At 43.4% G+C, this 13780-nt stretch carries 14 protein-coding genes; 4 read left to right on the top strand and 10 right to left on the bottom strand.

What is annotated here, in order from left to right; genetic code table 11:
* Positions 1 to 67: 67 nt before the first annotated feature.
* Complete coding sequence (locus GOP56_RS23460) at positions 68 to 214, top strand: hypothetical protein (RefSeq protein ID WP_003335690.1); 147 nt, start codon at positions 68 to 70, stop codon at positions 212 to 214.
* A 17-nt stretch (positions 215 to 231) separates the two neighbouring features.
* On the opposite strand, the gene GOP56_RS18420 is transcribed toward GOP56_RS23460, so the two are convergent.
* Positions 232 to 510 (bottom strand): hypothetical protein, encoded by a 279-nt coding sequence (locus tag GOP56_RS18420; RefSeq protein WP_138976968.1) that lies wholly within the window; start codon positions 508 to 510, stop codon positions 232 to 234.
* 235 nt (positions 511 to 745) lie between these two features.
* On the opposite strand from GOP56_RS18420, the gene GOP56_RS18415 reads away from it, so the two are divergent.
* The gene (locus GOP56_RS18415) at positions 746 to 2065 is read left to right on the top strand and encodes a globin-coupled sensor protein (RefSeq protein ID WP_163246230.1); all 1320 of its coding nucleotides are present in this window, start codon (positions 746 to 748) and stop codon (positions 2063 to 2065) included.
* Between the two features lie 57 nt (positions 2066 to 2122).
* Here the strand turns inward: GOP56_RS18415 and GOP56_RS18410 are convergent, their stop codons facing one another.
* The 8 genes from GOP56_RS18410 to purC all read right to left on the bottom strand — a co-directional run bounded on the left by GOP56_RS18410 (position 2123) and on the right by purC (position 9718).
* Positions 2123 to 2563 (bottom strand): hypothetical protein, encoded by a 441-nt coding sequence (locus tag GOP56_RS18410; protein WP_004432830.1) that lies wholly within the window; start codon positions 2561 to 2563, stop codon positions 2123 to 2125.
* A 202-nt stretch (positions 2564 to 2765) separates the two neighbouring features.
* A complete protein-coding gene (gene purN / locus GOP56_RS18405) occupies positions 2766 to 3368 on the bottom strand; it encodes a phosphoribosylglycinamide formyltransferase (RefSeq protein WP_163246229.1) in 603 nt (200 codons plus the stop codon).
* On the bottom strand, positions 3365 to 4408 hold the full coding sequence (purM, locus tag GOP56_RS18400; protein ID WP_163246228.1) for a phosphoribosylformylglycinamidine cyclo-ligase: 1044 nt from the start codon (positions 4406 to 4408) through the stop codon (positions 3365 to 3367). The genes purN and purM overlap by 4 nt, the downstream gene beginning before the upstream one ends.
* 16 nt (positions 4409 to 4424) lie before the next feature.
* On the bottom strand, positions 4425 to 5849 hold the full coding sequence (gene purF, locus GOP56_RS18395) for an amidophosphoribosyltransferase (RefSeq protein ID WP_068793718.1): 1425 nt from the start codon (positions 5847 to 5849) through the stop codon (positions 4425 to 4427).
* Positions 5834 to 8074, bottom strand: coding sequence for a phosphoribosylformylglycinamidine synthase subunit PurL (purL, locus tag GOP56_RS18390; protein ID WP_163246227.1), 2241 nt, complete (start codon positions 8072 to 8074; stop codon positions 5834 to 5836). Before purL ends, purF begins: the two co-directional genes overlap by 16 nt.
* Complete coding sequence (purQ, locus tag GOP56_RS18385) at positions 8055 to 8747, bottom strand: phosphoribosylformylglycinamidine synthase subunit PurQ (protein WP_022584232.1); 693 nt, start codon at positions 8745 to 8747, stop codon at positions 8055 to 8057. The genes purL and purQ overlap by 20 nt, the downstream gene beginning before the upstream one ends.
* 1 nt (position 8748) lies before the next feature.
* Entirely contained in the window at positions 8749 to 9006 is a 258-nt protein-coding gene (gene purS, locus GOP56_RS18380; RefSeq protein ID WP_003335700.1) for a phosphoribosylformylglycinamidine synthase subunit PurS, read from the bottom strand.
* Positions 8999 to 9718, bottom strand: coding sequence for a phosphoribosylaminoimidazolesuccinocarboxamide synthase (gene purC, locus GOP56_RS18375; RefSeq protein WP_121473343.1), 720 nt, complete (start codon positions 9716 to 9718; stop codon positions 8999 to 9001). Before purC ends, purS begins: the two co-directional genes overlap by 8 nt.
* Before the next feature lie 253 nt (positions 9719 to 9971).
* Between purC and GOP56_RS18370 the strand changes: the two genes are divergently transcribed.
* Positions 9972 to 11168 (top strand): iron-containing alcohol dehydrogenase, encoded by a 1197-nt coding sequence (locus GOP56_RS18370; protein ID WP_163246226.1) that lies wholly within the window; start codon positions 9972 to 9974, stop codon positions 11166 to 11168.
* A gap of 60 nt (positions 11169 to 11228) precedes the next feature.
* Complete coding sequence (locus tag GOP56_RS18365) at positions 11229 to 12341, top strand: aminopeptidase (protein WP_003335703.1); 1113 nt, start codon at positions 11229 to 11231, stop codon at positions 12339 to 12341.
* A gap of 124 nt (positions 12342 to 12465) precedes the next feature.
* Here GOP56_RS18365 and purB read toward each other — a convergent pair whose 3' ends face one another.
* The gene (purB, locus tag GOP56_RS18360) at positions 12466 to 13773 is read right to left on the bottom strand and encodes an adenylosuccinate lyase (protein WP_163246225.1); all 1308 of its coding nucleotides are present in this window, start codon (positions 13771 to 13773) and stop codon (positions 12466 to 12468) included.
* Positions 13774 to 13780: the final 7 nt, after the last annotated feature.

The raw sequence follows: 13780 nt of genomic DNA, 5'->3' as shown, positions 1-13780 counted from the left end.
TGCCTAGTCCCTTGTCACGCATGCCAACATAAACTGATTACTAAGTCGTCAGAGAGGAGGAGGAATCATGCCAGCGACATCCGATTTAGTGAATCTTGGTGTTTCGTCAGATAATTTAGCATTTTGGGCTGCTATACTTAGCATCATCAGCTCTGTTCTAACCTTCCTCGCCCTTGTAATTGATAAGCAAAAAAAGAAATCCAAAAAATGCTAACAGATTTTTCTTTGCCATCAAAAGGCCATGGTTATCATCTTTACCTTCCATTCGAATAAATGAATGGTTGCATAAATACTCAGCCATCCGAGTAACAGATAAAGGATTTGTTGGTTTCTTGGAGATGAGTTTTTTACATTCATGATTAACAAAGATCCAACTACAACACCGATGGTAAACCATGCTACTTGTATAGAAGGTACCATTCCCTCAGCGTTATTCCACATCAGCACCCATATCAGTGTGGCAACAAAATAGGAAGCAATAAATCGCCAAAACGAGTTCACTGTTCTCACCTCACGACCACTTGACATTCTTATTTACAAATAAAATACTGAAACTGTATAAACACCTTACTTTTTACAAAAAAGGAACCGATATAACTAGTGGATATATTATTTTTATATAGTAGCTAGTATCGTTCTATATGATGGGGGTCACTTACTTTATAATATATATATTACAATCAAAAGAGATTGCAACGGACAATCAGATCAAAAACTGCTGTCTCATTATTCCGGGGGGTATTTCATGTGCGCAAAACCTTTTTCCGCATTTTTTGGTTCTAACCACAGCAAGAAAGCGTTCTCACTAGATGAGCAAGCGCATGCCAAGAATGTATCTCTAAACGTGTCAAAACATTCCGATGTCGTGAAACAATTGGAAATGATTCAACTTTCCGAATCCGATCTTCGAATTGCCAGGTGTCTCCAGCCACTCGTTGAACAGCATATCGATGAGATGGTAGCGCAATTTTACAAGAATCTGAAGCACGAGCCTTCTTTGATGGTTATCATTGAACGCCACAGCTCTATTGACCGTTTAAAATCAACACTGCGTACTCATATTTTACAATTGTTTAACGGCATTATAGATGAGAACTTCCTACAACAGCGTAAGCGCATTGCAATCGCTCATGTTAAAATTGGTTTGCTACCAAAATGGTATTTATGTGCCTTTCAGGATTTATCCATCTCGTTATTTAATATGCTAGACATACATATAGACAGTAAATCTGATTACCATAAATCAGTAAAAGCCATTACCAAGTTATTAAATATCGAACAACAAATCGTGCTGGAGGCGTACCAGGATGAGATCAACCGTTTACGTAGCTTAGAAGAAGATAAGAAAGTGATTGTCCGAGAAAAAGTCAATCAAGCTGCTCAGGAATTAGCTGCAATCTCTGAGGAAACTAGCGCTTCTGTTGAGGAGCTGAGTGCCCAGGCTGGGGAATTTGTGATTCATGCGAAGCAAGGAACAGCTTCTTCTATTGAAGCACAAAATTTGTCCATAGACGGTACCACCAAACTTGACCAGCAGGTTAGCCAATTTGATCTGCTTCAGTCTAGTATGAGAGAAATCTCCATTGAAATGAAAGCTCTAGAAAATACTTCAGAGCAAATTCGAGGCATCGTTAGTGTAGTAACGGGTATCGCCGAGCAAACCAATCTCCTCGCCTTAAATGCGGCCATCGAGGCAGCGCGTGCTGGTGAACAAGGGAGAGGCTTTGCTGTTGTTGCAGATGAGGTGCGCAAGCTCGCGGAACAAACGAAAAAGTCGGTTTCTGGTGTAACTCAATTGATTGAGCAAACACATAATCAAACCTCCAGAGTGTCTTCGCTTCTCGACCGTGTAGAAGAATTGATTGTATCCTCTACGTCTTCGATGAGCGAAATCACCTGCTTTTTTGCCAATATCCAAAAAGCTGTCAGTATTAGTAAGGAACGCAGCAACCTGATTGAACAAGAGCTTGTCACTTTTTCACGCGTCATTGAAGAAATGAATCAAGCTGTTTCTCATGTCGCGCATTCAGCAGAGAACTTATCTGAGGTAATGGATACGTTATAGGAAATGTTGCTGGGAATAACCGTACCTCCCATATGGGCTGTACGGTTTTCTTTTATTTTATACACGCTTCTTTTTCCCTTTTTTATTGCTTAGTTTTTTTAGACTATGGTAGAGACTTTTAGACCTTTTGTTTGATTTTTTATGCAAAGATACCTTTGCATATTCTTCTTTTGTTCTTTTACTTGATTTGTTCTTTGCTTTTTTCTCTTTTTTATCCAGACTACATTCGATAGGTAATTCCAACTCTTCAACAGGATGATTTAGCACTTCATTTTTAATACCGGTGTAATCCTTGTTTTTGACTTTACTTAATACCTTATCACGTGCCTCTTGGGACACGTTCAATCCCATGTCAGATATCTCATTTAGCACTGAAGTTATATTTTTACTATTTACTTCAGGTAGTTTTTGCGCCAATCGATATATGTCATGAATGCTCCACTCTCTTCCTGTTCGCTCACTAAGCTTGCTAAGCAAATTGGATACGATATCTGCCATTCCAGTTGTTCGCCTCCTTGTGTGCGTGCCCACTTGCTTTATCGTATGAATAGGGCAAGTAGTTGGTGAGTGAGAAAGTCGTGGAATGATACTTTTGGGTGTTTGGGGTCGTTTCTCGCCTTGCTGAGATGAAACGCGAAAAAGCGTTTTCCTTCATCCAGAAGGAGAACGCTTTACTTATGTTGCTTGCCTCGCTGTTTAATTAGTTTAGATTCCCCTTACCTTCTATTCCTAACTGGGCTTCTTCGCTAAGACCCTGTAACACACGAATTAACAGCCTATGCTCCACCTCATGTATCTTTTGCTGCAAGCTTTCTTCGGTATCTTCCTTATGAACAAAAATAACTTCCTGATCAATGATGGGACCTGTGTCCATTCCCTCGTCAACAAAATGAACAGTCGCACCCATCACTTTTACTCCATATTCCCATGCTTTTTTAATAGCATCTTTTCCCGGGAATGCCGGTAATAAAGATGGATGTAGATTGATCATTCGCCCCTGGTAGCTGGTAAGCAATACATTCCCTATCAATCGCATATAGCCAGCTAGTATAATAAAATCAATTTCTTCTTGCTTTAATTGAACCAAAATCTCTTGTTCAAATGCTTCCTTAGACACATAATCTTTGGCTGAAAACAAAAATACAGGGATGCCAAGACGCTCTGCTCTCTTAATCGCATAGGCTTGAGCTTGATCACAGACTAACAGAGCTACCTCTACAAAGGGAAGGCGTCCATCTCGAGTTGCTTGCACAATCGCTTCAAAATTAGATCCGCTTCCAGAAGCAAACACCGCTATCCTCATTGATGCTCCCCTTCCACATAGACAACCCCGCCCTCTCCTTGCTGTACCTTTCCAATCAGATACGCTTCTTCTCCAGCCTCCTGAAGCATGTTTACTACATGTTCAGCATCATTCTTGGCCACTGCAAGCACCATTCCAATTCCCATATTAAAAGTCAGGAACATATCCTGCTGGTTGATATTACCTGTTTTTTCGATCAATTCAAAAATCGGCAATACCGGCCAACTTCCTAATGTAATGGAGGCTTGCAGTCCGTTTGGCAGCATTCGGGGAATGTTCTCTGTAAATCCACCGCCTGTAATATGAGCCATTCCTTTCACTTCAACCTGTTTTAGCAAGGAGAGGATTGGTTTAACATAAATCTTTGTAGGAGTAAGTAAGATCTCACCTAAGCTTTTTTCAAAGCCTTCTACTTTGTCGTGCAACGAAAACCCGGCATCCTGAAGCAATACCTTTCGTACTAAGGAAAAGCCATTGCTATGAACACCACTCGAAGCAATGCCGATTAAAATATCCCCTGCTTGAATTTTACTTCCATCAATTATTTTGGATTCCTCAACCACTCCAACCGTAAAACCCGCGATATCATATTCACCGTCTGCATACATCCCCGGCATCTCGGCCGTTTCTCCGCCAATGAGAGCACAGCCTGCTTGCTCGCAGCCGTCCGCGATTCCCTTTACAATGGACTCCAGCTTCGTAGGGATTACCCTATCACATGCAACATAATCTAAGAAATATAAAGGCTCAGCGCCTTGCACCACAACATCATTGACACACATCGCTACCGCATCAATTCCAATTGTATCATGATGATCCATTTGAAAGGCGAGCTTTAGCTTAGTCCCAACACCATCTGTTCCAGATACAAGCACGGGTTGCTTGTACTCTGCTACATTTAGACGAAATAAGGCGCCAAAACCACCGAGTCCACTCATCACCTCAGGCCGAAACGTTCGTGTAACGTGTTTTTTCATTCGCTCAACCGCTTCATTTCCAGCAGCGATATCAACACCAGCTTCTTTATATGCTTGACTCATCTGTAATCGCTCCCTTTTAGCATTTCGTGATTGGCAAGGCTTCCTCGAAGTTAACCTCTGTCGGGTATCTACCTGTAAAGCATGCTAAACAATGCCCACGATCCGGTGCGTTATCGCTGTCTACACGCCCAATAGCATCTACCATGCCCTTTGGTGTCATAAAGAGTAAAGAATCCGCTCCAATGTACTGACGAATCTCTTCAACCGATTTATTCGAAGCGATCAGCTCATCAAAGGATGATGTATCAATGCCATAAAAACACGGATTTTTTACTGGTGGCGAACTGATTCGAACATGTACTTCGATAGCTCCCGCGTCTCTTAGCATCTGCACAATACGACTACTTGTCGTTCCTCGCACAATCGAATCATCTATCATGATCACTCGTTTACCTTCTACAACTTTACGAACCACCGAGAGCTTCATGTGCACTCCACGCTCACGCAGTTCTTGAGAAGGCTGAATAAAGGTACGACCCACATAACGGTTTTTAATAAACCCGATTTCATAAGGAATACCTGTCGCTTCAGCAAAACCAATCGCTGCTGAAGTACTGGAGTCGGGTACCCCGATTACCACATCACCCTCTGCTGGCGCTTCATAAGCTAATTGCTTCCCAAGTCGTTTACGAGCCATGTGTACATTAATCCCATCAATGTCACTATCCGGTCGTGCAAAATAAATATATTCAAACGTACATAATGTACGATTTATTTTCGGTGCAAATCGCTGTGATTGAATACCATGCTGATCAATAATCAATAACTCGCCTGGCTCAATCTCACGCCAATAGGAACCTCCTACGATATCAAAAGCGCAGGTTTCGGAAGCAACGATAACCGCTTCTCCCAATGTTCCAAGCGATAATGGACGTAAGCCATTTGGATCAAGCGCAACAATTAATTGATCCTCGTTCATGACCAACAGCGCATAAGCGCCTTTAATCTCCTGCAAGGCTTCCTTAACCGCGGAAGGTAAGTCCTGCTTCGATGAACGGGCTATAAGATGCGCAATCACTTCTGTATCGCTGGTTGTTTGAAAAATAGAGCCTTTTTTCTCCAGTTCCTTGCGAATAACTCCTGCGTTTACTAAATTTCCATTGTGAGCTACAGCCATGCTACCTTGTGCATAGTTAAAAAATAAAGGTTGCGCATTTTCAATCCTACTTGAGCCTTGTGTCGTATAACGTGTATGTCCAATAGCTAAATGACCTTGGAACTTTGCTAATTCGCCTTGCCCAAATGCTTCACTTACTAATCCCATTCCGCGATGCTTATACCATTTTTCCCCGTCAGAGGAACAGATTCCGGCGCTCTCCTGACCTCGGTGTTGAAGAGCATGCAGCCCCAAATAAGTAAGCGGGGCTGCCTCCTTGTGATTGTATATTCCAAAAACACCGCACTCTTCATTTAATTTATCCCACATTATTGGATCAAACATGGTATCGCATCCTTCCATGCTGATTTTAGGCGAGTAAGTGATGCATTCACGATTTCTTTGCCCTGATGAGTGATAACCAAATGATCTAATCCTGTTGTGCCAAGCACTTGGCAAGCCACTCCCTGCTCTGCTGCTAGTCGTTTCATCTGATTAACATTGTCCTGAGTCGTGCTCACTAGAATACGTGATTGTGATTCACTGAATAGCGCTAGATCAGCTCGCAAGTCGTCAGTTAGTTCAATCGTTGCTCCAATCTCTTTTCCGAAGCAGCCCTCAGCAATAGCGACAGCTAATCCGCCCTCTGCCAAATCGTGAGCCGATTGTATATACCCTGCCCGAATTGCAGATAGCACTACTTTTTGAACATTTGCTTCCTTTTCTAAATCAATTTGTGGAGGGCGACCGGAGATTTTGCCTGTCAGTAGCTTTTGATACTCAGAGCCTCCTACTTCTGCGTGAGTTTGACCCAATAATAAAATGACGTCTCCCTCTTGTTTAAAATCCTGAGTTGTAATATGGTCCACGTCTGTAATGAGTCCAACCATTCCGACTACTGGTGTTGGATAAATGGCCTCACCACTACGTTCGTTATAAAGGGAAACATTCCCGCCGATGACAGGGGTAGACAAGGCATTGCAAGCGGCACTCATCCCATCCACTGCTTTCTCGAATTGCCAGAAAACCTCTGGTTTCTCTGGATTTCCAAAGTTCAGGCAATCTGTGATAGCTAAGGGCTCAGCCCCTGAACAAACCACGTTTCGTGCCGATTCGGCAACCGCTATTGCTCCACCTACTTCTGGATCAAGGTAAACATATCGCCCATTACAATCCGTACTCATAGCCAGAGCCTTACGAGTTCCGCGAATCATGACCACTGCTGCGTCTGAGCCTGGTGTTACAGCAGTTGAGGCGCGAACAATGTGATCATATTGCTCATATACCCATGCTTTATTAGCAATTGTGGGCTGTGCTAGCAATTGGACTAGCGTTTGATTTAGGTCAGCAGGCATTTCAAAGTCCGTGGAATCTATATTCGCATTCTGCTCGTAATAAGCAGGTACCTTTGATGGCTTATGATAGACAGGTGCATCCTCTGCTAGGCTATCCACTGGTACATTGGCGACAATTTCGCCATGATGAAGTAGGCGCAGCATGCCATCATCCGTTACGCGTCCGATTTCTGCTGAGTAGAGACCCCATTTCTCAAAAATGGCTGTAACCTCTGACTCTCTTCCCTTTTCTACGACTACCAGCATACGTTCTTGCGATTCGGAGAGCATCATTTCATAAGCGCTCATACCTTTTTCACGCTGAGGTACTAGGTCTAAATTCATTTCAATTCCGTTCCCTGCTTTAGATGCCATTTCCGCGCTTGAAGAAGTAAGTCCCGCTGCTCCCATATCCTGAATGCCTGTCACTGCACCTGTCTCAATTAATTCAAGACAAGCCTCCAATAGCAATTTTTCCATAAACGGATCGCCAACCTGTACAGCAGGACGTTTTTTCTCTGATTCCTCACTTAGTTCCTCTGAAGCAAAAGTAGCACCATGAATGCCATCCCGACCAGTGCTGGCTCCGACATATATGACTGGGTTACCAATTCCTTTAGCTACACCCTTTTGAATCTTGTCGTGATCAATTAATCCCACACACATGGCATTTACAAGCGGATTTCCCTCATAGGTAGGATCAAAGCTGATTTCCCCTCCCACGGTAGGTATCCCAATACAATTACCGTAACCAGCAATTCCAGCCACAACATTTTTAAATAAATAATTGACCCGAGGCGTCTTTAATTCCCCAAAGCGCAGAGAGTTCAGTAACGCTACCGGACGAGCTCCCATCGAGAACACATCGCGGATAATACCACCGACACCAGTTGCTGCTCCCTGATAAGGTTCGATAGCTGAAGGATGATTATGGCTTTCGATCTTAAAAACTACAGCCTGATTATCACCGATATCAACAATTCCTGCTCCTTCACCCGGCCCTTGCAAAACACGGGGCCCTTTGGTTGGAAAACGACGAAGCACTGGTTTGGAGTTTTTATAAGAGCAATGCTCCGACCACATCACACTGTATAGCCCAATTTCCGTCCAATTTGGCTCCCTGCCCAGCAAGCGAACAACGCTTTGATATTCTTCATCTGTTAAACCTAGTTCACGGTATAGATGTTCTTCTGCAATGCGGCTTGCTGATGGTTCCTTATGCGTAAGTTGTGACACCGTTTTTCTCCCTCCAGGCATTCAGAATTGAGGTAAACATGGTACGACCGTCGGCTGATGTCATCCAGCTATGCACAGCACGCTCTGGATGCGGCATCATACCAAGCACATTTCCGCGTTCATTCGTAATCCCTGCGATATCATCCAAGGAGCCATTCGGATTTTCCCCATCGTAGCGAAAGACAATCTGCCCGTTTTGTTGCATCCTTCTTAATGTTTCCTCTTCGCAGAAATAGTTGCCCTCTCCATGCGCAATCGGGATTTCAATTCGCTCCCCTTTGGCAAATCCATTGGTAAATGGAGTCTGATTATTTTCTACACGTAAGGTAGATAGTTTACAGCGATAAGTAAGCGATGTATTCCGTAACATAGCTCCCGGCAACAAACCTGTTTCTAATAGAATTTGAAAGCCATTGCAGACTCCCATAATGAATTTACCTTCCTGTGCCGCCCTTACCACCTGCTCCATCACTGGTGAGAAGCGGGCTACTGCACCACAGCGCAAATAGTCACCGTAGGAAAAGCCTCCTGGTAAAAGAATGACATCGTAAGCTGATAAATCTGTTTCGGTGTGCCACACGTAGTCAACAGGCACCTGCATGCAATCTTCTACTGCGTTATACATGTCCACATCTGCATTCGAACCGGGAAATACGATAACAGCTACTCTCATCTTATCCCTCCACCAGTTCTACCAGCTCATAGCGGTATTCTTCAATGACAGTGTTAGCTAACAGCTTTTCACACATCTCTTTCACCTGCTCCTCAGCAGCTTGTCGATCAATTGTATCTAGCGTCAATTCGATATATTTTCCGATGCGGGCATCCTTTACTTGTTGAAATCCTAAGGTATGAAGGGCTCCTTGTATCGCATGCCCTTGAGGGTCTAGTACGCTTTCACGCAAGGTGACATAGATAACAGCTTTACACATGAACTTCTCCTCCTAATCGTTTCAGCATTTCTTGATACGCCTCTTCCACGTTCCCTAAGTTGCGGCGAAAACGATCCTTGTCCAGCTTCTCCAACGTCTCTGCATCCCAGAAACGACAAGTATCCGGTGAAATTTCATCCGCTAACAATACCTCTCCATCTGAGGTTCGGCCGAATTCTAATTTAAAATCAACAACAAGTACGCCTCTTGCCCCCATATATTCCTGTAAAAATTCATTTACTTGCAAAGCCGTTTCTTTAATTACCGCCAGTTCCTGTATTGTGGCAATTTTTAAAATGGCAATGTGATCATTATTAATGAGCGGATCTCCTAGTTCATCATTTTTGTAATAAAACTCCACTACTGGTTCATCTAATGGTACGCCCTCAGCCCATCCCAAACGTTTAGCCAAGGACCCGGCAGCAATGTTACGCACAACTACTTCTAACGGGATAATGTCGACCTTTTTAACCAATTGCTCCGTTTCAGATAACAGGCGGATAAAATGATTGGCAATGCCTTTTTCAGTTAACGCCTTAAACAAAATCGCGCTAATCTGATTATTCCATCTGCCTTTATTCACGATTGTCCCTTTCTTTTCGCCATTAAAAGCAGTGGCGTCATCCTTGTAAACCACCCAATACACATCTGGATCTGAAGTAAGATAAACCTGCTTCGCTTTTCCTTCATATAGCTGCTCGCGCTTCTTCAAGAAAAATTCTCCTCCCGCTACAAGCTTTATGCGTGTTTTAGTCAACAAATCACTTTCAACTTGATTAAAACATAAACCAAACAGATAATCAACGAATATTATACAGGATATATTCGACAATTGTTCGTATTTTACACTTTGCATTTCCGTTTAGATTGCCAAAATGCCATTGTGGTACAATATAGGCACGATTTATGTTCGGATTTTCTTTCGAACGCGAAACTGTTTTTTAATGAAAAGAGGCGATGGTACCATGTACCCTTTCCAGGTTCAATTTCCCACTCATATCTACTTCGGAGTTGGTGAGCTTGCACGTGTCGGCACAGAAGCGCGTGCATTAGGAACAAAAGCTTTGCTGGTGACAGGCGGACAATCTGCCAAATCAACAGGACTATTAGCAAAGGTAGAACAGCTCCTACAAGAAGCAAACGTACCGTACCAACTATTTGATCAAGTAGAACCCAATCCACGCACCTCCACAGTAGACCGCGGAGGACAGCTTGCCCGCGAAACAAACTGCGATTTCGTCATCGCACTTGGTGGCGGATCTGTCATGGATGCGGCAAAAGCTATTGCTGCTGTAGCACTATCTGGCCGATCCAGCTATGAATACCTGCGTGGTAATCCCCAAAACACAGCAAAGGAACTGGTTCCCGTAACGGAAGCTCTACCTTTGCTGACCATTCCTACTGTGGCAGCAACAGGCTCTGAAGCTAACAATATCACGGTACTAACTCACTGGGAGACCCATGAAAAAAGCTCCTTTTCAGGTCCAGCCCTATTCCCTAAAGTAGCTATCCTTGATCCATCTCTAACCTACACAGTCCCAGCTCGGGTTACAGCCGAGTCTTCTGCAGATATCTTTTCGCATTTATTTGAAGAGTATTTGGTTGGCCCTAATGACGCTCATGTACAAGATGGCGTCACAGAAGCATTGATTCGTTTAGTCGTTGAGTTTTCTACAGTTGCTATGACGGAGCCTGATAACGAAGAAGCTCGCTCTACCTTATTGTGGGCAAGCACATTGGGCATTTCTCCATTTGCCCGAGCAGGTCGAAATGCAGGGTATCCACTACACAAGATCGAACATCCTTTAAGCGGACATTTCGATATGTCGCATGGACGTGGACTTGCCATCCTATCTCTGCCATATTTCGAACAGTTTGTAGCAATAGATCGTCCTGAAAGACTCGCACGTTTGGGACGCGAATGCTTCCGGGTAAAGGCTGAATCTGTTCAGGACGCAGCGCAGGCTACCATTCAGGCGATTGCTGATTGGTATCAGCAGATGGGGATTACTCAACGCCTGTCCGACTTTGGTATTTCACGCGACGATTTGCCAGTGCTGGCCCGAGAAGCAATTCGTACTGGTGGAGGAATTGACCACATTCCAAGTACAAGAGCGCTATCAACCGATGACGTCCTTCGCATCTATGAAGCTTGCTTCTAGGAAGGGGTTATCTTGATGATATATTCATGTTGTACATATTATAAAAAGAGGTGTTAAAGCATGGATTCACGCATCAATGAACTTGCAAGCCGATTAATACGTTACTCTCTGAATTTACAAAAAGGGGAAAAGGTGCTAATCGAAAATATTGGACTCCAGCCAGCATTGGTTAAAGCGCTGGTACGTGAAGCTTTTGCAGTAGGAGCCCTTCCAGTAGTTACCGTAAAGGATCAGGAAATTATGCGTTCCTTGATTATGGGCTCAAGCGAAGAGCATATGGCTCTTTTTGCCAAGCATGAATTAGCACGCATGGAAGATATGGATGCGTATATCGGGGTACGTGCCTTTGAAAATGTAAATGAGTACTCTGATATTCCAGAAGAGAAAATGGGGCTTTATTCTCGAATTTATTACAGCACAGTCCATCTGAAGGAACGCGTTCCAAATAAACGCTGGGTCGTACTTCGTTATCCAAACAAAGCCATGGCCCAAGCTGCTAACATGAGCTTGGAAGGCTTTGAAGATTTTTACTTCTCTGTATGCAATCTAGATTATGCGAAAATGTCCAAAGCAATGGACCCCTTAGTGGAATTAATGAATAAAACAGACCGTGTGCGCATTGTAGGCCCAGACACTGATCTACGATTCTCCATTAAGGGAATTCCAACTATCAAATGCGATGGTAAAGCAAATATTCCAGATGGCGAATGCTATACCTCCCCTGTGCGTAATTCCGTAGAAGGTACTGTTTATTACAATGCAAAAACCAATTATCATAGTACGACCTTTACAGACGTGAAGCTTACGTTTAAAGAAGGTAAGATCGTAGAAGCTACTAGCAGTAATACAGCCTTGTTAAATACAATTTTAGATACAGATGAAGGTGCCCGCTACATTGGGGAGTTTGCAATCGGATTTAACCCTCACATCCTACAGCCAATGGGCGACATCTTATTCGATGAAAAGATCGCGGGAAGCTTCCACTTTACACCTGGTAATGCCTACGATATTGCTGATAACGGTAACCGCTCCTCTATCCACTGGGATTTGGTACAAATCCAACGCCCTGAGTATGGTGGGGGAGAAATCTGGTTTGATGACGTGTTAATTCGTAAGGACGGTATCTTCGTCTTGCCTGAACTACAAGGCTTGAATCCTGAGAATTTAGTGTAAAAAGGAACCGAATGTAAGAGATTCGTCTTCCTAAAAAAGAGAAAAGGAAATAGGCTTTTCATGAACTCGAAATGAGCTTCTGAAAAGCCTATTTTTTGCTGTTATTGATCCTTCAAAAGAACGATTACTTACTTTCAGTCAATCCCAATCGGGTAAAAATAGTGTCCACATGCTTCAAATGATAACGATAGTCAAAGCATGCCTCCAGCTCTTCTGCGGTCAGCATTTCCTTCACCGTTTCATCCTCACTGATAATCTCTTTAAACGAACGCTGCTCCTCCCAAGCTTGCATCGCACGTGGTTGTACAGTGTCGTAAGCTTTTTCGCGGCTCAAGCCCTTATCAATTAATTTAAGCAATACTTGCTGTGAATAAATTAATCCAAAGGTACGATCCATGTTGCGTTTCATATTCTCAGGGAACACCGTTAGGTTCTTCACGATGTTCATAAAGCGACGTAGCATATAGTTAAGCAATTGTGTTGCATCTGGTAAAATAACACGTTCAACAGAAGAATGCGAAATATCACGCTCATGCCATAGCGGCACATTCTCATAAGCAGACAGCATATGGCCACGGATAACACGAGAAAGTCCAGAGATGTTCTCAGAGCCTATTGGGTTTCGCTTATGTGGCATTGCTGAAGAACCCTTTTGTCCTTTTGCAAATGCCTCTTCCACTTCACGAATCTCACTCTTTTGCAAGCCCCTGATTTCTGTAGCAAATTTATCTAAAGAAGTAGCGATCAATGCGAGTGTAGCCATATACTCTGCATGACGATCACGCTGTAGGGTTTGGGTCGAGATAGAAGCTGCTGTCAGACCAAGCTTCTTACATACATGCTGTTCTACATATGGATCAATGTTCGCATACGTGCCAACTGCCCCTGACATTTTGCCCGCTTCTACTTCCACACGTGCAGCACGGAATCTTGCCAAATTACGCTTCATTTCTTCATACCATAGTGCTATTTTCAACCCAAAGGTAGTTGGCTCGGCATGAACTCCATGTGTACGCCCCATCATAACTGTATCTTTGTGTTCAATCGCTTTCTGTTTTAAAATTTCCAGAAAGTCCATAATATCCTTTTCAATAATTTCATTAGCTTGGCGAATCAGATAACCAAGCGCCGTATCTACTACATCGGTAGAGGTTAGGCCATAGTGAACCCATTTTTTTTCATCGCCCTCCATCGTTTCCGAAACAGCACGAGTAAAGGCTACGACGTCATGACGTGTCTCTTGTTCGATTTCATAAATACGGTTTACATCAAAACTAGCTTTCTTCCAGAGCTTTTCAACGTCCTCTTTTGGAATAACCCCTAACTCTGCCCATGCTTCACACGCCAAAATCTCTACTTCCAGCCATGCCTTATACTTATTTTCTTCTGTCCAGATGACGCGCATTTCTGGTCTTGAATAGCGTTCAATCATTTGTTCA

The sequence above is a fragment of the Brevibacillus sp. 7WMA2 genome, assembly GCF_010748895.1.
In the GTDB taxonomy this organism is placed as follows: Bacteria; Bacillota; Bacilli; order Brevibacillales; family Brevibacillaceae; genus Brevibacillus_B; species Brevibacillus_B halotolerans.
This window is presented reverse-complemented; position numbering and strand designations above follow the sequence as displayed.

Bases quoted from the DNA above. Each gene is read 5' to 3' on its own strand.
- GOP56_RS23460 (WP_003335690.1), top strand. From the start codon at position 68: ATGCCAGCGACATCCGATTTAGTGAATCTTGGTGTTTCGTCAGATAAT.
- purF (WP_068793718.1), bottom strand. From the start codon at position 5,849: ATGTTTGATCCAATAATGTGGGATAAATTAAATGAAGAGTGCGGTGTT.
- purB (WP_163246225.1), bottom strand. From the start codon at position 13,773: ATGATTGAACGCTATTCAAGACCAGAAATGCGCGTCATCTGGACAGAA.
- GOP56_RS18370 (WP_163246226.1), top strand. From the start codon at position 9,972: ATGTACCCTTTCCAGGTTCAATTTCCCACTCATATCTACTTCGGAGTT.
- purS (WP_003335700.1), bottom strand. From the start codon at position 9,006: ATGTGTAAAGCTGTTATCTATGTCACCTTGCGTGAAAGCGTACTAGAC.
- GOP56_RS18415 (WP_163246230.1), top strand. From the start codon at position 746: ATGTGCGCAAAACCTTTTTCCGCATTTTTTGGTTCTAACCACAGCAAG.
- purN (WP_163246229.1), bottom strand. From the start codon at position 3,368: ATGAGGATAGCGGTGTTTGCTTCTGGAAGCGGATCTAATTTTGAAGCG.
- purQ (WP_022584232.1), bottom strand. From the start codon at position 8,747: ATGAGAGTAGCTGTTATCGTATTTCCCGGTTCGAATGCAGATGTGGAC.
- purM (WP_163246228.1), bottom strand. From the start codon at position 4,408: ATGAGTCAAGCATATAAAGAAGCTGGTGTTGATATCGCTGCTGGAAAT.
- GOP56_RS18410 (WP_004432830.1), bottom strand. From the start codon at position 2,563: ATGGCAGATATCGTATCCAATTTGCTTAGCAAGCTTAGTGAGCGAACA.
- GOP56_RS18365 (WP_003335703.1), top strand. From the start codon at position 11,229: ATGGATTCACGCATCAATGAACTTGCAAGCCGATTAATACGTTACTCT.